The sequence below is a fragment of the Streptomyces sp. NPDC037100 genome (genome assembly GCF_055606225.1).
The window spans coordinates 524,897-546,247 of record NZ_JBVJSX010000003.1 but is presented as its reverse complement, the minus strand read 5'-3'; the positions used below and the strand labels follow the sequence as shown (position 1 = coordinate 546,247).

Sequence of the window (21,351 nt, the reverse complement as noted above, 5' to 3'; positions counted from 1 at the left end):
GCCGGGCGGGACAGCAGGCGGCGCTCAGTCGCGATGGCCGATCCGGCCTTCGTCCTCACCTGCTCGCGCAGCCGACGCCACGCACCCTCCCCACCCCATCGCGCAGACTCTCCGGGACCAATAGATCCGAGCTATTTCGGAGGATCAAGGCGCGACTTGCGGCGTGGCGGCTGGGTCGTCTTGATCATATTGCTTACTGAGCAGGATAGTTGACGATTTCCCGGTTCACCCCTGGACGCCACAGTTGCGCAGCGTCTATATATTCATCCGATGTAGCTGACCGGCACTGAGATGCACCACGCAACGCGTCCGGAGTGTTCACGGACCTGGCGCCCCCTTGTCGCCCCCGCCCAGCACACCCCCACCATCCAGGAGCCGCACCATGTCCTCTGCACCCCTGAGCAGACGTTCCCTGATCAAGGCCGCCGCGCTCGCCGGAGGCGTCGTGGCCTTCGGGCTGCCGCAGGCCCTGTTGCCGGCCACCGCCGAGGCCTACTCCGTCCCCTCCAAGCTGGACTGGTGGTACCAGGCTCGGTTCGGGATGTTCATCCACTTCGGGTCCTACTCCTACCTCGGCCACGGTGAATGGGCGTTCTCCAGCGAGAGCTGGTCCAAGGCCGACTACCAGACCCAGGTGTCCGCGCGCTTCAACCCCACGGCGTTCAACGCGGCGACCATCGCCCAACTGGCGGCGGACGCCGGCATGAAGTACCTGGTGATCACCGCCAAGCACCACGAGGGCTTCGCCATGTGGGACTCCAACGTCCCCGGCTTCACCGACTCCACCGGCACCAAGGCGTACAACCTGCGCGATTACGCCGGTGTCCAGGGTGATCTGCTGGCGGCGCTCAAGACCGAGTGCGAGGCGCGGGGCGTCAAGTTCGGGCTCTACTACTCGATCCTGGACTGGAACCACCCCTCCCAGACCATCCGGGGCGGCGGTCTCACCGCGATGGCCTCGACGGCCGCCCGCGCGGGTTACATCGCGGACATGAAAGCCCAACTGCAGGAGCTGCTGGACCGCTACGACCCGGCGCTCCTGTGGTTCGACGGCGACTGGTTCGGCGAACCCGCCGGCCCCACCCTCCAGGACTGGTGGCTCCGGTCGGACGGTGTCGACCTCTACAACTGGCTGATCGCCCGCAAGCCCGGGCTCGTCGTCAACGAACGGGTCAAGCGGGACCTCGGTCTGGGCGACTACACCGTCGCGGAGTTCGGTCTCCCCGACGCGCCGCTGGACCGCCAGTGGGAGCGGTGCGACACCATGAACGGCGCCTGGGGCTACAACGCGGGCCGGGAGAACTCCTACCGGCCCGTCAAGGACTTCGTTCAGGAGCTCGTCACCTGCGTCTCGCGGGACGGCAACTTCCTGCTGAACATAGGGCCCAAGGGCGACGGCTCGGTCACCGCCGGATCCGTGACCATCCTGCGCGGCCTGGCCTCCTGGATGGCCACGTACGGCGACAGCGTGCACGGAGCCACGGCGAGCCCCTTCGCCACCGAGCCCTCCTGGGGGAGGGCCACCAAGAAGGCCGGCAAGCTGTTCGCCCACGTCTTCACCTGGCCCACGGGCGGCGTGCTGCAGATCCCGGCGATCACCAACACCATCAGCCGGGTCTACCTGATGAACAACCCCTCGGCCTCGCTCACTTACACGGTCAGCGGCGGCCAGATCAGCGTCACCCTGCCGGCCACCGCCCCGGACGCCGCTGACTCCGTGGTCTGCGTCGAGGTCAGCGGCGTCCCCGAGTCCGCCGGCGGAGCCCACGTGACGGTGTTCCAGGACGTGGGTTACTCCTCGGCGAGCGCCAACCTGAAGCTGGGCGGCTACACCTCCTCCCAGCTGTCGGCCGCGGGCGTGGGATCCGCGACCATCTCCTCGCTGAGGGTGCCCCGGGGCTACCGGGTGACGGGCTACTCCGGCGACAACTTCACCGGCACGGCCTGGACGTTCACCGCGGACAATCCCGACCTGCGGGAGACCGGCAACAACGACGCCATCGTCTCGCTGAAGGTCACGTTCAATCCGGCCTCGTACTTCCGGCTGATCAACGTCACGGACGGGCTGGCCCTGGACAGTGGCGGCAACGTCGCCAGTGGCTCGAACCTCAAGCAGTGGACGCCCGTCGACAGCCCGAACCTCCAGTGGCAGGCCGTCGATCTCGGCACCGGCTACTACAGGCTGGTCAACCGCGCGGGCGGCATGGTCGCCGACGGCTGGGGCTCGACCGGCGACGGCGCCGCCGCCCGCCAAGCGGCCTGGAACGGCAGTCCCAACCAGCAGTGGCAGATCACCGACCGCGGCAACGGCCGGTACTCGATCGCCAACCGCACCACCGGACTTGTCCTGGACGGCGGCGGACAGGTCCCCTCCGGATCCGTGACCAAGCAGTGGACGTGGGTGAACAGCACCAACCTGCTGTGGACCTTCCAGCCCACCTCCTGACCACCGAGGCGGGCCCGCCGGCCACACCGGATCCGGGGGTCACCCCGCGACGGCGTCCCTCCGCGCGGTGTCCGCTTCCGGGGCCTCGGGGGCGGCCGGCGCCTCGGTGGGGCTCGGGACGGATACGACCGTCGTCCGGGTCGCCCACCTGCGGGTGACCCGGACGTAGCCGTAGATCACCGAGGTCATCGCCAGGACGAGGAGGGGCCCGGCCACCTCGGGAAGGGTGGCCATCTCCATCGGCAGGTAGCGGTACGACACCAGGAGGGCGGCGAAGACCGCCGTGCCGTAGGCGACCAGCTGGATGCCCGGCCGGTCCCAGCCGCGCTCCTGTGAGCGCAGCGCCGCCTCGATGGTCAGGGCGAACACCACGCCGGCGACCAGATCCACGCCGTAGTGGTAGCCGAATCCCAGCGTCGCGGCGAGCGTGACGATCAGCCAGAACGTGCCCGCGAACCGCAGCAGCCGCGGGGCCCGACGGGTGTGCACGAAGATCGCCACGGCCCATGCCGTGTGCAGGCTGGGCATGCAGTTGCGGGGTGTGATGCCGTCGTACGTCATGGGGGCCGGGGTGCTGACCGGCAGTGACGTGTGCGGCCACAGGTTGGCCGTCGCCCACTCCACACCGCCGGTGCCGGAGGCGCCCGGGCCGTAGGCAAAGACCGGTCCGACCACGGGGAAGAGCATGTAGATGCCCGGCCCGAGGAGGCCGATCACCAGGAAGGTGCGCACCAGGTGATGGCTCGGGAAGCGGCGCTCGGCCGTCACGTGGCGCAGCTGGTAGAGGGCGACGACGACGGCGGCCACCGCGAGCTGGCCGTAGACCAGCTGGAGAAGATGGGTGCTGAACGGGGCGGTGGCCTCGACGAGACGGCCTGCCGCCCAGGACGGGTTGCCCAGCGCGTGATCGGCCATCGCCACGTACTGGTCGAGCACCGTCGGGCGGGTCTTCGCCGTGATGAACAGCCAGGTGTCGCCGGTCTTGCGGGCGGCCACCAGCAACAGGCCCAGCCCGACGCCCTTCAGCAGCAGGACGCGTTCACCGCCGGTGCGGCGCGTGACGGCGACCACCGCGAAGCCCAGCATCACCCACAGCGCACCCGTGCCCAGGGAGTGGCCCTCGACCGTCTCGGCGCCGGCCGCACGGCGCACCAGCAGCAGGACGGCGTCGATGCCGAGCGCGGCGCCGGCCGCGATGAACCGTTGCCGCCAGGTGAGCACCACCATCATCAACGCCAGACCGCCGTACAGCGGCCCCGGCTTGGGTGCAAAGACCAGTGCCTTCACCTGGGTGGTGACCGGCCCGGGCTCGCCGTAGCGGCGGGCGGCGATCTCCAGCACGGCGAGGAACGCGAGAGCCACCACGGCTGCGGCGCCCCACAGCACCGCGCGTCGATGGCGCCACGCACCCCACGACGTCATGCCGCTTATTCCGCTTATTCGCGAAAACACCCGCGATGCCCTGGCTATCAATCTTTGTGGCCGATTCATCCGAATGGCTGGGTGGATGGAGAGCGATGGGGGGACCACCGCGAGTTCGAACATGCTAGCGGAGTCCAGTGGATCGGCCGGTCCGCCGGCCGACAACGCCCGCCCGCGCCGCTGCGCCCCCTGACGAACTCACCCGCACCGCGGCCCGGACCAGTGCCGCGGCCGCCCGGGGCCGGCTGTGGGGCGGCCGGGGCCGGCTGTGGAGCGGCCGGGGCCGGCTGCGGGGCGGCCGGGCGATCACCCGTTCAGCTGAAGGGGACCGCGTCCGTCGCGGAGGTGTGCCAGTTGGTGACGACCGGCTCGTCGACCGTGATGGTGCCGACCTTCAGGGAGACCGGGTCGGAGTCGTCGTCACCGACGCCGACGATGATGCTGTCCAGTTCCTTGCCGCCGTCGCTGTCGGTGCTCTTGGGGTTGACCCCGGCGTAGGCGGTGGTGTTCCCGCTCAACGTGATCTGCTCGCCCACGGCCTGCTCCGCGGGGCCCGCCTGAGTGCCGTCGGAACCGAACGCCACGGTCGGCAGCGCGGCGGGCAGGACACAGGTGATGCCCGGCTTCGCCTTCGCGGAGATCAGGATGTAGCCGCCGGCCTGGGTCTTGGACCTGGCGTTCCAGGAGAGGTCGTTGGCGCCGCAGCTCTGCCCGACGGGCTCGCGCTCGCCGTTGCCGGTGTCGGCGCCGGAGCCGGCACCGTCCGCGGTTCCCTTGCCCTTCGCACCGGAGCCCTTGCCCGTCGCACCGGAGGTCGTACCGGTGTCCTGGCCGCTGCCCGCGGCCGGCGAACCGGAGGGGGCGGCGGCGTCGCCGGACGGGGTGGAGGACGAGGACTCCTGCGCGGTGCCGGTGTCCGGGGACGTGTCCTGGCACGCGGTCATCAGCAGGGCTCCGCTCACGAGGGCTGCGGAGACGAGGAAGGCCTTGCGACGGTTGCCGGACATGAAATCCCCTTGTTCTGCGGTGTGTTGGAAGCGTGGTCGGTGCGGTCTCGCGGTGCTTCCTGACCCTGAGAGGGGCTCGGGCGCCGAGGGGTTCCGGCGTCTTCGTTCCCGGACGACGCTGTCACCGATCGGTGACATGACCACGCAGTTGCCGAGGGCGAGGGACATCGCCACCAGCACCGGGCACCACGGCCGGCACCCCCACATGAGGGATGTGACCTATGTCGCCGGAACGGGGATCCGGCGCGTTCGCCGCCGCGCGGCCCGCCGGCGGCGGAGGCGGTGGCCCATCCCCCGTCGATGGAGGTCACAGCGCCGGCACCCGAAGACACGGCAGGAAGGACCGCGCCCCCGGCAGGCAATATCTGTGCTCACAAAATGAGAAAGAGAAGCGGGGCCCACCGAATATTCCTCGAACCACCGACCGGACCAGAAATTTCCCACGTCACAGGCCCGAACCGACCGTGCTACTGTCGATCTCAGTTGCAGGTGTGGTTGCCAGAAGGTTCATTTCCTACGGGGTAATCAGCACGGCGACACGGAATCCGCAAAGGGTGGATTCCCGAAACCGCCTCCGAAGGAGAAACAAAATGGCTACTGGCACCGTGAAGTGGTTCAACGCGGAAAAGGGCTTCGGCTTCATCGAGCAGGACGGCGGCGGCGCCGACGTCTTCGCCCACTACTCGAACATCGCCACCTCCGGCTTCCGCGAGCTGCTGGAAGGCCAGAAGGTGTCGTTCGACATCGCGCAGGGCCAGAAGGGCCCGACGGCCGAGAACATCGTGCCCGCCTGACACCGGCGCTCGCGCATATTTCGCAGCTGGGGCCCGCACCTGAAGGGGTGCGGGCCCCAGCTCGCTGTTTTTTTTCCTGCCGGTCCCATCCGGCCGCATCGACTTCGGCTCGTCTCGAGATTCTCCCTGCGCCGCTCCACTGCTGCGGGATTTCCTTGCTACGCGCCCATCAAGGAAGGTCCCGCATGAAGCGTGCCCACACATCCCGTACCCGTGACCGTTTCTCCGGAGGCGCAGGCGAGGGCGGCAACCGCCGGTCCGGTGGTCCGCGCCGCTCCCAGAGCTCCGGAAGCCGCCGGGCTCCGCAGGGCGAGTTCGCCCTGCCGAAGACCGTCACTCCCCCGCTGCCCCCCGTCGAGTCGTTCGCCGATCTCGCCATGCCCGCGCGGCTGTTGGCCACGCTCGGCCACGAAGGCGTGACCGCGCCGTTCCCCATCCAGGGCGCGACCCTGCCGAACTCCCTGGCCGGTCGTGACGTGCTCGGCCGTGGCCGCACCGGCTCGGGCAAGACCCTGGCCTTCGGTCTCGCCGTGCTCGCCCGTACGGCGGGGCGGCGCGCCGAGCCGCGGCAGCCGCTCGCGCTCGTCCTCGTGCCCACCCGTGAGCTCGCCCAGCAGGTCACCGACGCGCTCACTCCGTACGCCCGCTCCGTGAGTCTGCGCCTGGCCACCGTCGTCGGCGGGATGTCCCTCGGCAGGCAGGCAGGCGCGCTGCGCTCCGGGGCCGAGGTGGTCGTCGCGACCCCCGGACGGCTGAAGGACCTCATCGACCGGGGCGACTGCCGGCTGGACGAGGTCGGCATCACCGTCCTCGACGAGGCCGACCAGATGGCGGACATGGGCTTCATGCCGCAGGTGACCGCCCTGCTCGACCAGGTGCGCCCGGGCGGGCAGCGGATGCTGTTCTCCGCCACCCTGGACCGCAACGTCGACCGGCTGGTCCGCACGTACCTGCACGACCCGGTGGTGCACTCCGTCGACCCGTCCGCGGGCGCCGTCACCACCATGGAGCACCACGTCCTGCACGTGCACGACACCGACAAGCACCGGACGACCACCGAGATCGCGGCGCGGGACGGCCGGGTGATCATGTTCCTCGACACCAAGCACGCGGTGGACCGGCTGACCACACACCTGCTGAGCAGCGGCGTGCGCGCCGCGGCCCTGCACGGCGGCAAGTCCCAGCCCCAGCGGACCAGGACCCTCGCCCAGTTCAAGCGCGGCGACGTGACGGTGCTGGTGGCGACCAACGTCGCCGCCCGCGGCATCCACGTCGACAACCTCGACCTGGTCGTCAACGTGGACCCGCCCAGTGACCACAAGGACTACCTGCACCGCGGCGGCCGTACGGCCCGCGCCGGCGAGTCGGGCAGCGTGGTCACGCTGGTGACCCCGGGCCAGCGTCGCGGCATGAGCCGGCTGATGTCGTCGGCGGGCATCACCCCGCAGATCGCCCAGGTGCGGTCCGGCGAGGCGGAGCTGAGCCGCATCACCGGCGCACAGGCCCCCTCCGGTGTCCCGGTCGTCATCGCCGCCCCGCGCGCGGAACGCCCCCGCGGCGCGTCCGCCCCGTCCCGGGGCCGCCGGGGCCGGCGTCCCACCGGCCAGGCCCGGCCCGCCGGCGAGGTGGCCCGCCCGAGGGCACAGCGGCGGACCGGCTCCGGTTCGGCCGCGTAGGGCCCCGCGCCCGCCGCACCCGACTGCCTCCTCGGCACCCCTCGGCACCTCCCGGCACCTCTCGGCAGGAGACACCCATGACGCCGGTTCAGACGCAGCACCACGCCGCCGCCCACGCGCCACGGATCCGTGACGACATGACGGTCGAGGTGGCGCTGTCCCTCATGGCCGGCGCCCGGGTCGACCACCTCGTCCTGTGCGACGGGGACGACCAGAGCACGGGTCTGGTCACCCTGGCCCGGCTCCGGGTCCTCCGGGACGCCCCCACCTACACGGACCGGGTCCGGCTCCGGGACGTCCCGGAGAGGTGACTCGCCGGCGGGTGACCGCCACCAGGAACCAGTGAGGGCCCTGCCGACGCGCGTCGGCAGGGCCCTCACTGTCATGTCACCGGCCCGCCGTCCCCTCCGCCCACCAGCCGGGGGCCCAGGATTCCTCCGCCACCTGCGCGCCAAAATCTATCTTTGTGAGAGTAGACATTGGCGCTCGCCACGGTTACTCTTTTTCTCGTTGACACAGTCAAGCCAGACGCAAGGAAGGACGGAGGAGCAGACGCCATCAGGATCGCCCGGCCCGGGAACTCTCGGTCCGGGTACCGCAAGACCCCGGATTGGATGGTGGTCCCCGGTCACGCAGCCGCGATCCCCGCACCCCTCCCGCAGCCGGGCCGGGTAGCGGAAACAGAAGGTCGGCACCGCATGAGGGCCGACAGATGGTGTTGAATTTCCTTCGGGGCCCTGGTGCCGTACGGCACCAGGGCCCCTCGACGCGTTGTACTACGAGGTGACATGGCAGCAGATACCCCGCTCAGCGACCGGCTGGACGACGACGACTACCCCGCCTACACCATGGGCAGGGCCGCCGAGATGCTCGGCACCACCCCGGGCTTCCTCCGGGCCATCGGTGAGGCCCGTCTCATCACTCCGCTGCGCTCGGAGGGCGGGCACCGGCGGTACTCCCGCTATCAGCTGCGGATCGCCGCGCGCGCCCGTGAGCTCGTCGACCGGGGTACGCCGATCGAGGCCGCCTGCCGCATCGTCATCCTCGAGGACCAGCTCGAGGAGGCCCAGCGCATCAACGCCGAGTACCGCCGTGCGGCACAGCAGGCGTCCGGCGGTTCCGGCACCGGTCCGAGCTGATCGCCCGAAGCCCCCGGCGGGACCCACCCGCACCCTGCACCCCAGGTCGACGACCTGGGGTTTGTTGTGGAGCCGCCCGATGCGGGAGCCCGTCCGGCCCGGGATCCCACCCGGGTGAACCCGCCCCCCTCATCAGGTCATCCGTCCCGGACCCTTGACTCGTCAAGCGGGAGTGGCGATTCTCGTCGCACGCTTTGCGAGGTCATGACAAGACGGTCTCGCTGATCCGCCGACCGAGGGACGTGGGCTGTGACCGGTTCCGGACGCCCGTACCGCAGCAAGAACGTCACCGTGGTGTCGCTCCTCCTGCTCGTGCTGTCGATCGCGCTCGGGCCCACACCGAGTGCGGCGGCCGGCAACGACTGGTGGGAGCCCACCGCACGACCCGCGCCGGACTCCCGGATCAACGTCACGGGTGAGCCCTTCACCGGCACGAACGCCAGGGGCGAGGTGCGCGGCTTCGTCGACGCGCACGACCACATCTTCGCCAACGAGGCCTTCGGCGGCCGTCTGATCTGCGGAAAGGCCTTCTCCGAGCAGGGCGTCGCCGACGCGCTCAAGGACTGCCCCGAGCACTACCCCGACGGCTCGCTCGCGATCTTCGACTTCATCACCAACGGCGGCGACGGCAAGCACGACCCGAACGGCTGGCCCACCTTCAAGGACTGGCCGCGGCACGACTCGCTGACCCACCAGCAGAACTACTACGCCTGGGTCGAGCGGGCCTGGCGCGGCGGCCAGCGGGTGCTGGTCAACGACCTCGTCACCAACGGCGTGATCTGCTCGGTGTACTTCTTCAAGGACCGCTCCTGCGACGAGATGACGTCCATCCGACTGCAGGCCAAGCTGACGTACGACATGCAGGCCTTCGTCGACCGGATGTACGGCGGGCCCGGCAAGGGCTGGTTCCGGGTCGTCACCGACAGCGCGCAGGCCCGCGAGGTCATCGAGCAGGGCAAGCTGGCCGTGATCATGGGCGTCGAGACCTCCGAGCCCTTCGGCTGCAAGCAGGTCCTGGACATCGCACAGTGCAGCAGGGCGGACATCGACAAGGGCCTGGACGAACTGCACGCGCTGGGCGTGCGCAGCATGTTCCTGTGCCACAAGTTCGACAACGCCCTGTGCGGGGTGCGGTTCGACTCGGGCTCGCTCGGGACGGCCATCAACGTCGGGCAGTTCCTGTCGACCGGCACGTACTGGAAGACGGAGAAGTGCACCGGCCCGCAGCACGACAACCCCATCGGCAACGCGGCGGCGCTCGCGGCCGAGAAGAAGCTGCCGGCGGGCGAGGAGGTCCCCTCGTACAGCGCCGACGCGCAGTGCAACGTGCGGGGGCTCACCGATCTCGGCGAGTACGCCGTGCGCGGCATGATGAAGCGCGGCATGATGCTGGAGATCGACCACATGAGCGTCAAGGCCACCGGCCGGGTGCTCGACATCTTCGAGTCCGAGTCCTACGCCGGCGTGCTCTCCTCGCACAGCTGGATGGACATGGACTGGACCGAGCGGGTCTACGGCCTGGGCGGCTTCATCGCCCAGTACATGCACGGCTCCGAGGGCTTCGTCGCGGAAGCGAAGCGCACCGAGGCCCTGCGGGACAAGTACGGCGTGGGCTACGGCTACGGCACCGACATGAACGGCGTCGGCGGCTGGCCGGGACCGCGCGGGGCGGACGCGCCGAACAAGGTCACGTACCCGTTCAAGAGCGTCGACGGCGGCTCGGTCATCGACCGGCAGACCACCGGTGAGCGCACCTGGGACCTGAACACCGACGGCGCCGCCCACTACGGCCTCGTCCCGGACTGGATCGAGGACATCCGCCGGATCGGCGGCCAGGACACCGTCGACGACCTGTTCCGGGGCGCCGAGTCCTACCTCGACACCTGGGCGGCCTCCGAGAACCACAAGGCCTCGGTCGACCTCGCGGCCGGCTCCGCCGCGTCGGCCAGCTCCTCGGAATGGAGCCTGTTCACGAGCTACCAGCCCCACCGGGCCGTCGACGGCGACCGCGGCACCCGCTGGGCCAGCGACTGGAGCGACGACCAGTGGTACCAGGTCGACCTCGGCTCGGCGCGGACCGTCGGGCGGGTCGCCCTCGACTGGGAGCGGGCGTACGCGAAGTCGTACCGGATCGAGCTGTCCACCGACGGCACGACCTGGCGGACCGCCTGGTCCACGACCGCGGGTGACGGCGGTCTGGACACCGCGCGCTTCGCCGGCACCCCCGCCCGCTATGTCCGCGTCCACGGCCTGGAGCGCGGCACCGGCTGGGGCTACTCCCTCCGCGAGGTCGGCGTCCACGGCGGCTGACGGCCACGAGAGGGGTTCCATGGCACGGTTGCCGTCCGCCGAGCGGCGGCGACAGCTCACCGAAGCGGCGATCAGGGCGATGGCCCGGGACGGCGTCCCCAGGACGACGACCCGGTCCATCGCCGCCGAAGCGGGCGTCTCGCTGAGCGTCTTCCACTACTGCTTCGACTCCAAGCAGCAGCTCATCGAGTCCGTCATCACCACCATCACCGGCCACTACGTGACGGTGGTGAAGGAGGCCATACGGCCCAGGGCCACCCTGGAGGAGACCGTCCGGGCCGGTTTCCAGGCGTACTGGGACCACGTCCGCGCCCACCCCGACGAGCACATGCTCACCTACGAGCTCACGCAGTACGCCCTGCGCCAGCCCGGTTTCGAACACCTGGCACGCCGTCAGTACGAGCTGTACGCCGAGGCGTACACCGAACTCATCGACCAGCTGCGGCAGGCCATGGGGCTGCGCCTGAGCGTGCCCGTACCGGTCCTGGCCCGCTACCTGGCCGCCATGACCGACGGGCTGACGCTCAACTACCTCGTGCTGGGCGACGACTCGGCCTGGACGGGCATCCTCGACACGGTCACCGCGCACGTCGCCGGACTGGTGCGGGAGAACTGACCGGAGCCGCCGCCCGATTGGTTGTCATGGGAACGCCACAGAGGGGCATTCGAACAAAACAAGTCGAAAGTGAGGAGAGTGCGGCCCGTTCGGTCCGCGCCATCGACAACTGGGAGTGTTCCATGGCGAGTTACAGCGGTTCCTCTGCCGCGTCCTCCGGTTCGCGCACCAACGGCCTGGCGATCGCGAGCCTGTGCTGCGGCATCATCGGCCTGTTCTTCCTGAACATCGTCCTCGGCCCGCTGGCCATCGTCTTCGGTGCGGTCGCCCGCCGCCAGGCGTCGGTCAAGAACGGCGCCGGCATGGCGAAGGCCGGCATCATCCTCGGCATCGTCGACGTGGTCCTGTGGCTCGTCCTCCTGGCCATCGCCAGCAGCAACGGCGGCTTCAGCTGGTACGTGGGCGGCTGACGGCCGTCCGGACCGACGTGGGGCGTGCGGCGGACCGGTCGGCGCCGGGCTGCCGGGTCAGTGGGCCGCAGTGGTCTTCTTGCGGGCGCGGTACGCGGCTGCCTTGATCTTGTTGCCGCAGGAGTCCATCCCGCACCACTGCCGCCGCATGCCCCGCGAGCGGTCGATGTAGGTCCGCGTGCACTCCGGGTTTCCGCACTCCTTGAGCAGGGGCACGTCCGGGCCGCTCAGGAGCTCGACGGCGTGCCGCGCCACCATGGAGAGGGCCTCGTCCGGCGTCGCCTGCGTCCAGCGTCCCGTCGGGGTGAGCTGGGGCACGGCGGGCGGCGTACGGGCCGCGTTGTTCACCACGGTCAGCGCCGCCCTGTCGTACTCCTCCCCGAGCCGACGGGCGGTGACCAGCCGGTACACCGCTTCCCGTACGGCCCTCGCCCGCTCGACGTCGGCCTCCTGGCCGGGCGAGACCGCGTCGACCAGGCCGGACTCCACGTACCACGCGGTCAGGCGGTCCGGCGTCACGAACATCTCGAAGCGCGCCGAACGGCGCGCTCGGAGCGTGGCGGCGAAGTCGAGCGCCGGGTTCCCGCAGAGGAAGACATGGTCGAGATTCACGTCACCATACTGACCGGTGACCCACCGTGCAGCAAGCCTCAGAGAGAGCCTCGCCGAAACCACGCCTGCCGGCCACCTGGACCTCCGTGGTGTGACGTGTACGGGCTGGCGGGTCGACGACTGTGACACGCAGGTGATCACCTATCAAAGGGGTGACGAACAAGGCATCGACAGTCATTCGGCCGCTTGCTGACGTCTCTTGAGGTCACCTGCAACCCTCTCGTCACCGCTTGAACCGGTGCCGAACAGGAGAGCAGTCATGGCAATCGGCTGCACCGCCGTCGTGAGGGCCGACGGAGAGGGCCGCGACGGCGGCAGCGCGGTCCTCGTCGCCGGGGCGGGGCACCGGTGCGGGCGGGCGGGTGTGGGTGCATCGGGAGATGTGGCCGCTGACGCGATGGGCCTGCCCAGGTGAGCACCCGGTGACGGGCCGCTGCCCCTCACGCCCCGGCGGCCCGCCGCACGGCCCGCGGTGACGCGCCGAGTTCCCTGCGGCAGGTCTTGTTGAAGGCCTGGAGGTCGGGGATGCCGACCGTCGCCGCGACGGCCGGGATCGCCAGCGTCGACGCGATGAGCAGGTGACGGGCGCGCTCCATGCGGCGGCGCCGGACGTAGCCGACGACCGTGTGCCCGGTGTCCTCGCGGAACAGCCGGGTCAGGTGCGTGTGCGACACCCCCGCCGCCCGGGCGATCCCGGGAACGCTCAACGGGTCGGCCAGGTGCTCCTCGATATGGGCCATGGCCGCCCGCAGCGCCGGGTGCCGGGCCTCGGAGGGCGGTGCGGCGGCCTCGGCCAGGCCGGTCGTGCGCCACAGCACCGTCCACAGTTCGGCGGAGGCCCGGGCCGGGGACTGGGGGCTCGCCGCGATCGTCTGGCGCAGCAGGGCGCTCAGCACCGTCGCTTCGGCGCCGGCGTCCTGCATCGCCGGGAGCCGGTACCGCTCCCCGTCGCCCGGCAGCCGGAAGTGGGCGTACAGGTGCTCGCAGCGCGGGGCGTCGTAGTGGAAGTGCACCTCCGTGCCGGGTGGTACGAGGCTGACGTGGCCGGGGCGGATCGGGTGCCGGGCGTCGTCGAACACCAGGGTGCCGGAGTAGCCGTAGAGGTGGAGCTGCCACAGGTGCGGGAGGCGGAAGACCTCGTGCGGGCCGGCCGAGCCGTGCACGCCCACACCCGCGTGCACGAGGTCGGGCGGCAGATCGAGGGGCAGTTCCACGAAGGTCGGCATGGTGGAAAATTACCAGTGATTGCCGATTACAGCCCACGACGGCGAGCCCTCACGCTTCTACGGTTGCGTCATGTCAACCACCAAACAGCTGCTGACCTCCGTCGAGGTGGCGCGGTTCACGGCCCACGGTTTCCTGCGCCTGGACAGCGTCGTGCCCCGGGAGATGAACGAGGAGGCCCTCGGGCTCTTCGCCGCCGGGACGCTGCCCGCCGTGCCGTACGGCACTCCGGTGCCGGCGGCGTTCGGCGAGGGTTCGTTCACCCGTCGGCTCCTCCGACTGCCCGTGGTGGCGGGCGCGTTGGAGAGCCTGGTGGGGCCGGATCCGGACATCGACCACCACTTCGTCCACACCCGCATGCCCCGCGAGGGCAGTGCGCAGCCGTTGCACGCCGACGCCCTCATCGACGTGCGGCCCGACGCGTTCGACGTGCAACTCATGTACTACCCGCAGGAGGTGACCGCCGACATGGGCGGCACCCTCGTCGTCCCGGGCAGCCATCTGCGCCGCATCAACGAGTCCGACACCGGCCGCTACCAGAACCTGCGCGGCCAGACCCGGCTGACCTGCCCGGCCGGGACCGTGCTCCTGCTGCACCACGGCATCTGGCACGGCGGGCGGCGCAACGACAGCGACACCGTCCGGCACATGTACAAGATCCGCTTCAACCCGACCGTGCCGCAGGTGCGGCTGTGGGACACACGGGATCTCGACTCCCCGGCCGTGCGGGAGGAGCTGGGGCGCTTCTTCCCCTGGTACGAGCAGGCCACCGGCCGGCTGGAGATCCACAACCGGGTCCTGCTGTGGCGCTCCCTGTCCGCCGACCCCGGCTTCGACATCGAGCACTGGGCCACCCGCATCGCCAACCGGCCCGCCGCGTCGACCGCACCCGCCGCGCCCACCGCGCCCGCCGCGTCGACCGCGCCCACCGCGCCCGCCGCACAGAGGAGCACCGCATGACCACCACCCGGCAGCAGGTCCTCGTCCTCTACCTCGACAACTCCGCTCTCGACTCCCGGGTCGTCGGCTGGGCCCGCTACGACGGCACGGGCTCGACCCGTCCCACGACCGGCGACAGCGACGAGCCCCCGTACGAGACGGGCGTCGGCGCGCTGGAGGACGGTTGGCGGCTCTTTCAGGCGGCCCCGCTCGTGCCGCCGTATCCGGGGGCGGAGCACGCGACGTCGTTCCTCAAGCACGAGTTCTTCTTCGAGAAGCTCGTGCGTCAGTGAGGCCGACCGCCGGAGCATGCTCTCGGCGTGCCGGGCGGAGCCCCTCGTACCGGGCGTACTTGGGGGTTCGCCCGGTGCGGCGAGTGAGGGTGCCCTCTGCTCGAAGAGCTTGGGGGAGCGTGCCAGGCGTCGCGGGGCAGGCGGGACTTTGCGGACACGACCCAGGAGGTGCTGTTACCGCTTCTGCGCCCGGTAGCGCTTCATCAGCGCGGTGATCCGCGTCCGGTCGGCCCGGCCGTTGAGCTCGGTCAGCAGGTCGTCGGGGCACAACTCGTAGAGGTCGCCCCACCAGCGGCGCCCCCGGTTGTCCCAGATGCGGTAGCCGCCGGGTACACCCCTGGCCACATAGCGTCTCCTGCTCATCGCGCCGACCGTATGCGACCCGGGGTCCGCGGGCCAGGCGATATTGCGGCCGGGCAGGACGAAACCCCGGGTGAAGACCCGGGATTGGTTCGTCCTGGCGTGTGCCGGGCTCAGACGAAGGCGCTCCGGCCGGTGATCGACTTGCCGACGATCAGGGTGTTCATCTCCCGAGTGCCCTCGAAGGAGTAGATCGCCTCGGCGTCGGCGAAGAAGCGGGCGATGTCGTGGTCCAGCAGGATGCCGTTGCCGCCGAAGATCTCACGGCTCCAGGCCACGACCTCCCGCATCCGGGAGGTGACGAACGCCTTGGCCAGGGAGGAGTGTTCGTCGCGGAAGACACCGGCGTCCTGCAGCCGGGCCAGTTGCACCAGCATGCCCCAGGACGCGGTGACGTTGCCGAGGCTCTTGACCAGCAGGTCCTGCACCAGCTGGAAGCCGCCGATCGGGCGGCCGAACTGGCGGCGCTCGCGGGCGTAGTCCAGGGCCAGTTCGTAGGCGCCGACCATGACACCGAGCGCCTGCCAGGCCACTCCCGCGCGGGTGGCGCGCAGGATCTCGGCGACGTCGCGGAAGGAGTTGATGTTCTGCAGGCGGTTCGCCTCCGGCACCCGGACGTCGGTCAGGGTGATCTCGGCGTTCTCCACGATCCTGAACGCGATCTTGTTCTCGATCTTCACGGGGTCGAAGCCGGGCGTGCCCTTCTCGACGACGAAGCCCTTGACGTGGTTGTCGTCGACGTCCCGCGCCCACACCACGACGTAGTCGGCGAAGGTGGCGTTGCCGATCCACTTCTTGGCGCCGTTCAGGACCCAGGTGTCGCCCTCGCGCCGGGCGGTGGTGCGCATGCCGCCCGCGACGTCGGAGCCGCCGAGCGGCTCGGTCATGGCGAACGCGCCGATCTTGTCCATGGCGGCCATCTCCGGCAGCCAGCGGTCGCGCTGCTCCTGGTCGCCGCCGGACTCGATGGAGTACATCGCGAGGCCGTTGTGGACGCCGAAGAAGGTGGACACCGAGGCGTCGGTGCGGGCCATCTCCATGGCCATCGTGCCGCTGAGCAGGTTGCTGACGGCGGGACGGTGATCGCCGTAGCCCTCGTAGGGCAGGCCGGCGAGGCCGCTCCCGCGGAACAGGCCGATGAGCTCCGTCGGGAACTCGCCCTTGGCCCAGTTCTCGTTGACCAGCGGCTTGACCTGGTCGCGCATGAGGGCGCGGGCCTTGAGGAGGAGCCCCCGCTCGTCGTCCGGCAGCAGCGACTCGTAGGCGTAGAAGTCGGCGGTCGGCTGGTCCTCGAGCGGTTCCATGGTGGGGGTCATCTCAGTTCTCCTCCTTGTCCGCGCTGTCCAGGGCTGCCAGGACAGCGAGTTGCCTGCGGTCGCGCGTCCCGGTGAGTTCCGAGTACGTGGAGGAGCCGTAGGCCTTTTCCACGGCTTCGATGAGCCGTTCCTGTTGTTCCTCGTTCTGTCCCTCGTTCTGTTCCTCGTTCTGTTCCTCGTTCTGCGACGAGGTGCCGAGCCCGGCGCCCGTCTGCCGCATCGACGTGCCGATGTGCTCGACCAGGTGCCGGTAGCCGCCGGGTCCGCCGCCCAGGTGCGCGCCGAGGAACGGCCCGACCGTGGCCCAGCGCAGGCCCAGCGAGTTGATCACGACCTTGTCGAGGTCCTCGGGGGTCACCACACCCTCCTGGACGAGGTACACGGCCTCGCGGCTGAGGGCGTTCTGCAGGCGGTTGCCGACGAAGCCGGGGATCTCCTTGCGCTCGACGACCGGGGTGCGGCCGACCGAGGTGTAGAAGTCCACCGCGTCCAGCACGGAGTCCTCGCCGGTGCGTTCGCCGGGGACGACCTCGACGAGCGGCACCAGGTGCGGCGGGTTGAAGGGGTGGCCGATCAGCACCCGTGCGGCGTCCTCGTCGGACAGCTCCCCGGTGAACGCGGTCGACGGGATCGCCGAGGAGGAGCTGAGCAGCAGGGCGTGTGCGGGTGCCTCACGGGCCAGGGTGGCGAACAGGTCCTGCTTGAACTCGGCCCGCTCGGGGCCGTTCTCCTGGACGACGTCGGCGTCCCGGACGGCCTCGGTGACGTCGGCGGCGATGTGCACCCGGCCGGCGAGGCCGGTGACGTCCAGGCCGCGGGCGGCCAGATGCGGGGCGTAGGTGGCCAGGGCCTCGTCCACGGCCTCGGCGAGGTCGGGGCGCGGGTCGGTCACCCGGACGGTCAGGCCGTGCGCGGCGAAGAGCGTCGCCCAGGACAGTCCGATGGTCCCGGCGCCGATCACCGCGGCGGTGCGGAAGGCGCGGGTCATGACGCGGCTCCCTTCAGGTAGTCGTGGACCGGCTCGACGCCTGCCAGCGTCAGGTCGGTGAGGATGTGGCTCGCGGAGACGACCTCCAGCACCGGCAGGTCGGCCAGCGGGGCGAGCACGTGCTGGAACAGCTGGAGCCGGGCGGGGCCGGTCCAGGCGCCCTTGACGGTGATGTCGGTGATGCGGGTGCGGACGAGTTCCTGCACGCGCGGCAGCCCGTCGTAGCCGGGGATCGTCTTGAGCATGAAGGTCGGCACGGTGATCTGTGCCTCGGCCTCGGCCCGGTCCAGCTCGTGGTGCTTGTAGCCCATGGTCGCGGTGGCGACCCGCAGGCTGCCGTGGTCGAGGGTGCCGACGAGCGCGCCGGAGTCGACGTACAGCGACGGGGAGCCGATGACCTTCGGGTAGGCGGAGACCTCGCGGCCGGAGGCGGTCGCCGGGAAGTTGTCCAGGTGCATCGCGTGCAGGTACTCGCCCTGCTCGCCCTCGAAGCTGACGGGGATCGCCTGTCCGGCCTCGGTGTAGGGGCCGTATCCGCTGACGTCGCCCATCTTCATGACCTCGAACCGGACCAGCGGCTCGTCGATCCGCAGGGGTTCGGGGACGACGGCCCGCAGCGCGTCGGGGTCGGTGCGGTAGACGACGTTGAAGTACTCGCGGTCGGTGAACCGCGGGACCGTCGGCGCGTACGCCGGGCCGGCGAGCGGGGTGGTGACGTGCTGTCGTACGTCTGCGGCCTTCATGTCCGGCTCACCGCCCGGTCCACTGCGCGGGGCGGCGCTCGGCGAAGGCGGTCATGCCCTCGCGCACGTCGTCCGAGGCCATCAGGGTCTTCATCCGCGTGCGCTGGAAGGCGAAGGCCTCCTCGTCGGACGCTCCGTCGGCGGCGCGCACGACGCGCTTGACGGCCGCGAGGGCGAGCGGGGCGTTCTGCGCGACCCGTTCGGCCAGCCGGAGCGCCTCGGCGACGGCCTGCCCCTTCGCGGTGACCCGGTTGGCCAGGCCCAGTTCGCCGGCCCGGCGGCCGCCGACGGGCTCGCCGGTCAGCAGGAACTCCATCGCGAGGTGGTGCGGGATGCGCTGCGGCAGCCGGATCACGCCGCCGCCCGCGGCGATCAGGCCGCGCTTGACCTCGGGCAGACCGAACCGGGCGTCCTCGGCGGCCACGATCAGGTCGCAGGCCAGGGCCAGTTCGAAACCGCCGCCCATGGCGAAGCCCTCCACGGCGGCGATGAGGGGCTTGTCCGGCCGGGACTCGGTCAGGCCGCCGAATCCGCGGCCCTCGACCTCGGGCGACTCGCCGCGCAGGGCGGCCTTGAGGTCCATGCCGGCGCTGAACGTGCCGCCCTCGCCGGTCAGGACGCCGACCCGCAGGGCGGGGTCGGCCTCCAGCTCGTCGAGTGCGGCGGCCAGCGCGGTGGCGGTCGCCGCGTTCACGGCGTTGCGGGCCTCGGGACGGTCCAGGGTGATCAGCAGGGTGGAGCCGATGCGCTCGGTGCGCACGACGGGAGGTGTGGGGGTGCTCATGACTGTCCTCCTGTGGCGATCAGTGGGTGGCGGCGTCGAGTTCGGCGAGGACGTCCTCGGTGTCCTGGCCCGCGACCGGTGCGAGGCGGCGGATCGAGCCGGGGGTGGCGGAGAAGCGCAGCGGGATGCCGATGGTGCGGACCGTGCCCTCGGTCGGGTGCTCGACGCTGTCGAGCAGGTGGCCGTCACGGACGTAGGGGTCGTCGTGGGCACGGTCGAGTTCCAGCACCGGGGCCATCGGGATGCTGTGCTTGGCGCACACCTCGGCCCACTCATCGGTGGTCAGCGCCGGGGCGCAGGCCGCCAGCAGCTCGGCCAGATCCTCGTGGTCGGCGCTGTCGATGGCGTCGCCGTTCACCCGCGGGTCCTCGGCGAGGTCCGGGCGTCCGGCGGCGGCGAAGAAGTCCCGGTAGTTGTGCGGGTTGTACGGCATGACACACGCCAGACCGTCCTTGGTGCGCACGGCCTTGTGGCCCTTCAGCATCGACAGTGCGAAGCCGGTGGGGCCGGTCTCGGGCACGTGGGTGTGTCCCGCGAGGTGCTCGACCAGGTTGAACGCGATCAGGGTGTCGGTCATCGGGATCTCGATGAGCTGGCCCTGGCCGGTGTTGTTCCGGTGCAGCAGGGCGGCCAGCACGCTGTAGGCGATGGTCAGCGAGGAGACCTTGTCACCGATGATGGTCGGCAGGTAGACGGGCTCGCCGAGGGCCCGGTCGGCGATGTCGACCAGGCCGGAGGCGGCCTGCACGGTCTCGTCGTACGCGGCGTTTCCGGCCCGGTCCGAGTCGCTGCGGAAGCCCTGGGCGTGGGCGTAGACGAGGCCGGGGTTGCGGGCGGCGATGTCGTCGTAGGACAGACCGAGCCGGTGCAGGGCGCCGGGGCGCATGTTGGTGATCAGTACGTCCGCGGTGTCGATCAGCCGCAGTGCGCGCTCGCGGTCGGTGTCGTCCTTGAGGTTGAGGGCGACGCTGCGCTTGTTGCGGTTGACGTTGAGGTTCAACGGGGTCATGCCCGGGGTGGTCTTGTAGTGGCCCACGCGGACGGTGTCGGCCGGCGACTCGATCTTGATCACGTCGGCGCCCAGGTCGCCGAGGATCTGGGCGGCGTAGGGGCCCATCACCACGGTCGAGAGGTCGATCACGCGGACGCCTTGCAGCGGGCCGGCGACGGTGTCGGTGATGTCCTTCATCGGTTTCTTCACTCCTTCGCTCGCCATGTGTGTGTATCTGGAAACTAAGTTAGCTCGGAGAGTCGCCGAATGGAAACGAATGGTGTGACCGAATAACGAAAAGCGGTATGACCGCAGTGGTCATACCGCTTTTCGTGGAGATTTTACGGTGATTATGCGTGTGGTTATGAGTGGAGCGGCTCGGCGAAGACCTCTCGGGCCGCCGCCACAACTTCTTGCAGGTCACCGCCGTTCGCCCGGTCCTTGCGCCAGATCAGCCCGGTCTCCAGACGAGGGTGGAAATCGGAGAAGGGAAGAACGGCGACATTGTCGAGACGGTAATTCTGCACCGGGCTTCTGGGGTCCAGCATGGAAATGGAGAACGCCAGACCGCTGGAGACTATTTCGGAGATTCCCTCGAATGTGGCGCTGCCCAGTTCGATGCGCTTCTTGATGCCGAGTTCGGCGAGCTGCTGGTCGAGCCCGCGGAAGTAGGCGTTGGTCACCGCCGTAGGGGAGCCCGCGTAGGCGAGTTCCGCCAGTTCCGCGAGGGCGACGGACTCGCGCCCCGCGAACCGGTCCCGGGGCACGACCGCGCCGAGCCGCTCCGACATCACGGGCATCTGCTCCAGCGCCGGATCGCCACCGGCCGGGAGCCGGGCCAGGGTCAGCGCCAGCCGGCCGTCGCACACGGCGTCGACGAGCCGGTCCGTGCCGCCGGGCCAGCGTTTGATCTCGAACCGGTCGCCGACCCGCTCGGCCAGGGCGTCCATCCGCTCCCGCAGGTCGGGATGGACGCCGGTGGGCACGCCGAGCAGCAGGGTGGTGCGCTGCGGCCGGGCCGTCTCGTCCAGCCGCCACCGGATGGAGTCGACCTGTTCCAGCACCCCGCGGGCGATCGGCAGCAGCGCGTTGCCGGCCGCGGTGAGCCGTACGTGATGGGTGTCCCGGTCGAACAGCCGGTGCCCGACCTCGTTCTCGAGGTCCTTGATCCGCCGGCTCAACGGGGAGGCCGCCATGTGCAGTTTGCGGGCCGCGGTGGAGAAGTTCAGCTCTTGGGCGACGGCGAGGAAATAGCGCAGGTGCAGGAGCTCCACGGGATCA

General features: G+C 70.4%; 21 protein-coding genes. 10 read left to right on the top strand and 11 right to left on the bottom strand.

Going from position 1 to position 21,351, the window contains the following annotated elements; translation table 11 throughout:
* The first annotated feature begins 382 nt into the window (after positions 1–382).
* On the top strand, positions 383–2,446 hold the full coding sequence (locus ACZ7EG_RS12490) for an alpha-L-fucosidase (RefSeq protein WP_471076152.1): 2,064 nt from the start codon (positions 383–385) through the stop codon (positions 2,444–2,446).
* Positions 2,447–2,485: 39 nt separating this feature from the next.
* Here the strand turns inward: ACZ7EG_RS12490 and ACZ7EG_RS12485 are convergent, their stop codons facing one another.
* On the bottom strand, positions 2,486–3,868 hold the full coding sequence (locus ACZ7EG_RS12485; protein ID WP_471076149.1) for a phosphatase PAP2 family protein: 1,383 nt from the start codon (positions 3,866–3,868) through the stop codon (positions 2,486–2,488).
* A gap of 314 nt (positions 3,869–4,182) precedes the next feature.
* The gene (locus ACZ7EG_RS12480) at positions 4,183–4,875 is read right to left on the bottom strand and encodes a DUF4232 domain-containing protein (RefSeq protein WP_471076146.1); all 693 of its coding nucleotides are present in this window, start codon (positions 4,873–4,875) and stop codon (positions 4,183–4,185) included.
* Between the two features lie 590 nt (positions 4,876–5,465).
* On the opposite strand from ACZ7EG_RS12480, the gene ACZ7EG_RS12475 reads away from it, so the two are divergent.
* From ACZ7EG_RS12475 to ACZ7EG_RS12445, 7 genes are all read left to right on the top strand, one after another.
* Positions 5,466–5,669: a cold-shock protein gene (locus ACZ7EG_RS12475; RefSeq protein WP_070024256.1), complete on the top strand. Its 204-nt coding sequence runs from the start codon at positions 5,466–5,468 to the stop codon at positions 5,667–5,669.
* Positions 5,670–5,854: 185 nt separating this feature from the next.
* Positions 5,855–7,345, top strand: a complete 1,491-nt coding sequence (locus tag ACZ7EG_RS12470; protein WP_471076143.1) for a DEAD/DEAH box helicase — start codon at positions 5,855–5,857, stop codon at positions 7,343–7,345.
* A gap of 77 nt (positions 7,346–7,422) precedes the next feature.
* Complete coding sequence (locus ACZ7EG_RS12465; RefSeq protein ID WP_471076140.1) at positions 7,423–7,656, top strand: CBS domain-containing protein; 234 nt, start codon at positions 7,423–7,425, stop codon at positions 7,654–7,656.
* A 477-nt stretch (positions 7,657–8,133) separates the two neighbouring features.
* Positions 8,134–8,484, top strand: coding sequence for a helix-turn-helix domain-containing protein (locus ACZ7EG_RS12460; protein ID WP_471076137.1), 351 nt, complete (start codon positions 8,134–8,136; stop codon positions 8,482–8,484).
* Between the two features lie 249 nt (positions 8,485–8,733).
* Positions 8,734–10,794: a discoidin domain-containing protein gene (locus ACZ7EG_RS12455; RefSeq protein WP_471076134.1), complete on the top strand. Its 2,061-nt coding sequence runs from the start codon at positions 8,734–8,736 to the stop codon at positions 10,792–10,794.
* 19 nt (positions 10,795–10,813) lie between these two features.
* Positions 10,814–11,410, top strand: a complete 597-nt coding sequence (locus ACZ7EG_RS12450) for a TetR/AcrR family transcriptional regulator (RefSeq protein WP_471076131.1) — start codon at positions 10,814–10,816, stop codon at positions 11,408–11,410.
* A 122-nt stretch (positions 11,411–11,532) separates the two neighbouring features.
* Complete coding sequence (locus tag ACZ7EG_RS12445) at positions 11,533–11,820, top strand: DUF4190 domain-containing protein (RefSeq protein ID WP_471076128.1); 288 nt, start codon at positions 11,533–11,535, stop codon at positions 11,818–11,820.
* A gap of 57 nt (positions 11,821–11,877) precedes the next feature.
* On the opposite strand, the gene ACZ7EG_RS12440 is transcribed toward ACZ7EG_RS12445, so the two are convergent.
* Positions 11,878–12,432 carry a CGNR zinc finger domain-containing protein gene (locus ACZ7EG_RS12440; protein ID WP_471076125.1) on the bottom strand — a complete coding sequence of 185 codons (555 nt, stop codon included), beginning with the start codon at positions 12,430–12,432 and terminating at the stop codon, positions 11,878–11,880.
* Positions 12,433–12,872: 440 nt separating this feature from the next.
* Entirely contained in the window at positions 12,873–13,658 is a 786-nt protein-coding gene (locus tag ACZ7EG_RS12435) for a helix-turn-helix domain-containing protein (protein WP_471076122.1), read from the bottom strand.
* 70 nt (positions 13,659–13,728) lie between these two features.
* Here ACZ7EG_RS12435 and ACZ7EG_RS12430 point away from each other — a divergent pair, with 70 nt between their 5' ends.
* Positions 13,729–14,616, top strand: coding sequence for a phytanoyl-CoA dioxygenase family protein (locus ACZ7EG_RS12430; RefSeq protein ID WP_471076119.1), 888 nt, complete (start codon positions 13,729–13,731; stop codon positions 14,614–14,616).
* Positions 14,613–14,888 carry a hypothetical protein gene (locus tag ACZ7EG_RS12425; RefSeq protein ID WP_471076116.1) on the top strand — a complete coding sequence of 92 codons (276 nt, stop codon included), beginning with the start codon at positions 14,613–14,615 and terminating at the stop codon, positions 14,886–14,888. Before ACZ7EG_RS12430 ends, ACZ7EG_RS12425 begins: the two co-directional genes overlap by 4 nt.
* A 174-nt stretch (positions 14,889–15,062) precedes the next feature.
* Here the strand turns inward: ACZ7EG_RS12425 and ACZ7EG_RS12420 are convergent, their stop codons facing one another.
* The 7 genes from ACZ7EG_RS12420 to ACZ7EG_RS12390 all read right to left on the bottom strand — a co-directional run bounded on the left by ACZ7EG_RS12420 (position 15,063) and on the right by ACZ7EG_RS12390 (position 21,344).
* Positions 15,063–15,251, bottom strand: coding sequence for a hypothetical protein (locus ACZ7EG_RS12420; protein ID WP_391204070.1), 189 nt, complete (start codon positions 15,249–15,251; stop codon positions 15,063–15,065).
* Positions 15,252–15,361: 110 nt separating this feature from the next.
* Positions 15,362–16,564: an acyl-CoA dehydrogenase family protein gene (locus ACZ7EG_RS12415; RefSeq protein WP_471076113.1), complete on the bottom strand. Its 1,203-nt coding sequence runs from the start codon at positions 16,562–16,564 to the stop codon at positions 15,362–15,364.
* A 1-nt stretch (position 16,565) separates the two neighbouring features.
* The gene (locus tag ACZ7EG_RS12410) at positions 16,566–17,552 is read right to left on the bottom strand and encodes a 3-hydroxyacyl-CoA dehydrogenase NAD-binding domain-containing protein (protein ID WP_471076110.1); all 987 of its coding nucleotides are present in this window, start codon (positions 17,550–17,552) and stop codon (positions 16,566–16,568) included.
* On the bottom strand, positions 17,549–18,295 hold the full coding sequence (locus ACZ7EG_RS12405) for an acetoacetate decarboxylase (protein WP_471076107.1): 747 nt from the start codon (positions 18,293–18,295) through the stop codon (positions 17,549–17,551). Before ACZ7EG_RS12405 ends, ACZ7EG_RS12410 begins: the two co-directional genes overlap by 4 nt.
* Before the next feature lie 7 nt (positions 18,296–18,302).
* Entirely contained in the window at positions 18,303–19,079 is a 777-nt protein-coding gene (locus ACZ7EG_RS12400) for a crotonase/enoyl-CoA hydratase family protein (protein WP_471076104.1), read from the bottom strand.
* A gap of 19 nt (positions 19,080–19,098) precedes the next feature.
* Positions 19,099–20,268, bottom strand: a complete 1,170-nt coding sequence (locus ACZ7EG_RS12395) for a CaiB/BaiF CoA transferase family protein (protein WP_471076101.1) — start codon at positions 20,266–20,268, stop codon at positions 19,099–19,101.
* Between the two features lie 164 nt (positions 20,269–20,432).
* The gene (locus ACZ7EG_RS12390; protein WP_471076098.1) at positions 20,433–21,344 is read right to left on the bottom strand and encodes a LysR family transcriptional regulator; all 912 of its coding nucleotides are present in this window, start codon (positions 21,342–21,344) and stop codon (positions 20,433–20,435) included.
* Positions 21,345–21,351: the final 7 nt, after the last annotated feature.

What these genes read in the sequence shown, in the direction of transcription:
- ACZ7EG_RS12490 (WP_471076152.1), top strand. Translation starts at nt 383, where the DNA reads ATGTCCTCTGCACCCCTGAGCAGACGTTCCCTGATCAAGGCCGCCGCG.
- ACZ7EG_RS12485 (WP_471076149.1), bottom strand. Translation starts at nt 3,868, where the DNA reads ATGACGTCGTGGGGTGCGTGGCGCCATCGACGCGCGGTGCTGTGGGGC.
- ACZ7EG_RS12480 (WP_471076146.1), bottom strand. Translation starts at nt 4,875, where the DNA reads ATGTCCGGCAACCGTCGCAAGGCCTTCCTCGTCTCCGCAGCCCTCGTG.
- ACZ7EG_RS12475 (WP_070024256.1), top strand. Translation starts at nt 5,466, where the DNA reads ATGGCTACTGGCACCGTGAAGTGGTTCAACGCGGAAAAGGGCTTCGGC.
- ACZ7EG_RS12470 (WP_471076143.1), top strand. Translation starts at nt 5,855, where the DNA reads ATGAAGCGTGCCCACACATCCCGTACCCGTGACCGTTTCTCCGGAGGC.
- ACZ7EG_RS12465 (WP_471076140.1), top strand. Translation starts at nt 7,423, where the DNA reads ATGACGCCGGTTCAGACGCAGCACCACGCCGCCGCCCACGCGCCACGG.
- ACZ7EG_RS12460 (WP_471076137.1), top strand. Translation starts at nt 8,134, where the DNA reads ATGGCAGCAGATACCCCGCTCAGCGACCGGCTGGACGACGACGACTAC.
- ACZ7EG_RS12450 (WP_471076131.1), top strand. Translation starts at nt 10,814, where the DNA reads ATGGCACGGTTGCCGTCCGCCGAGCGGCGGCGACAGCTCACCGAAGCG.
- ACZ7EG_RS12445 (WP_471076128.1), top strand. Translation starts at nt 11,533, where the DNA reads ATGGCGAGTTACAGCGGTTCCTCTGCCGCGTCCTCCGGTTCGCGCACC.
- ACZ7EG_RS12435 (WP_471076122.1), bottom strand. Translation starts at nt 13,658, where the DNA reads ATGCCGACCTTCGTGGAACTGCCCCTCGATCTGCCGCCCGACCTCGTG.
- ACZ7EG_RS12430 (WP_471076119.1), top strand. Translation starts at nt 13,729, where the DNA reads ATGTCAACCACCAAACAGCTGCTGACCTCCGTCGAGGTGGCGCGGTTC.
- ACZ7EG_RS12425 (WP_471076116.1), top strand. Translation starts at nt 14,613, where the DNA reads ATGACCACCACCCGGCAGCAGGTCCTCGTCCTCTACCTCGACAACTCC.
- ACZ7EG_RS12420 (WP_391204070.1), bottom strand. Translation starts at nt 15,251, where the DNA reads ATGAGCAGGAGACGCTATGTGGCCAGGGGTGTACCCGGCGGCTACCGC.
- ACZ7EG_RS12415 (WP_471076113.1), bottom strand. Translation starts at nt 16,564, where the DNA reads ATGACCCCCACCATGGAACCGCTCGAGGACCAGCCGACCGCCGACTTC.
- ACZ7EG_RS12410 (WP_471076110.1), bottom strand. Translation starts at nt 17,552, where the DNA reads ATGACCCGCGCCTTCCGCACCGCCGCGGTGATCGGCGCCGGGACCATC.
- ACZ7EG_RS12405 (WP_471076107.1), bottom strand. Translation starts at nt 18,295, where the DNA reads ATGAAGGCCGCAGACGTACGACAGCACGTCACCACCCCGCTCGCCGGC.
- ACZ7EG_RS12400 (WP_471076104.1), bottom strand. Translation starts at nt 19,079, where the DNA reads ATGAGCACCCCCACACCTCCCGTCGTGCGCACCGAGCGCATCGGCTCC.
- ACZ7EG_RS12395 (WP_471076101.1), bottom strand. Translation starts at nt 20,268, where the DNA reads ATGAAGGACATCACCGACACCGTCGCCGGCCCGCTGCAAGGCGTCCGC.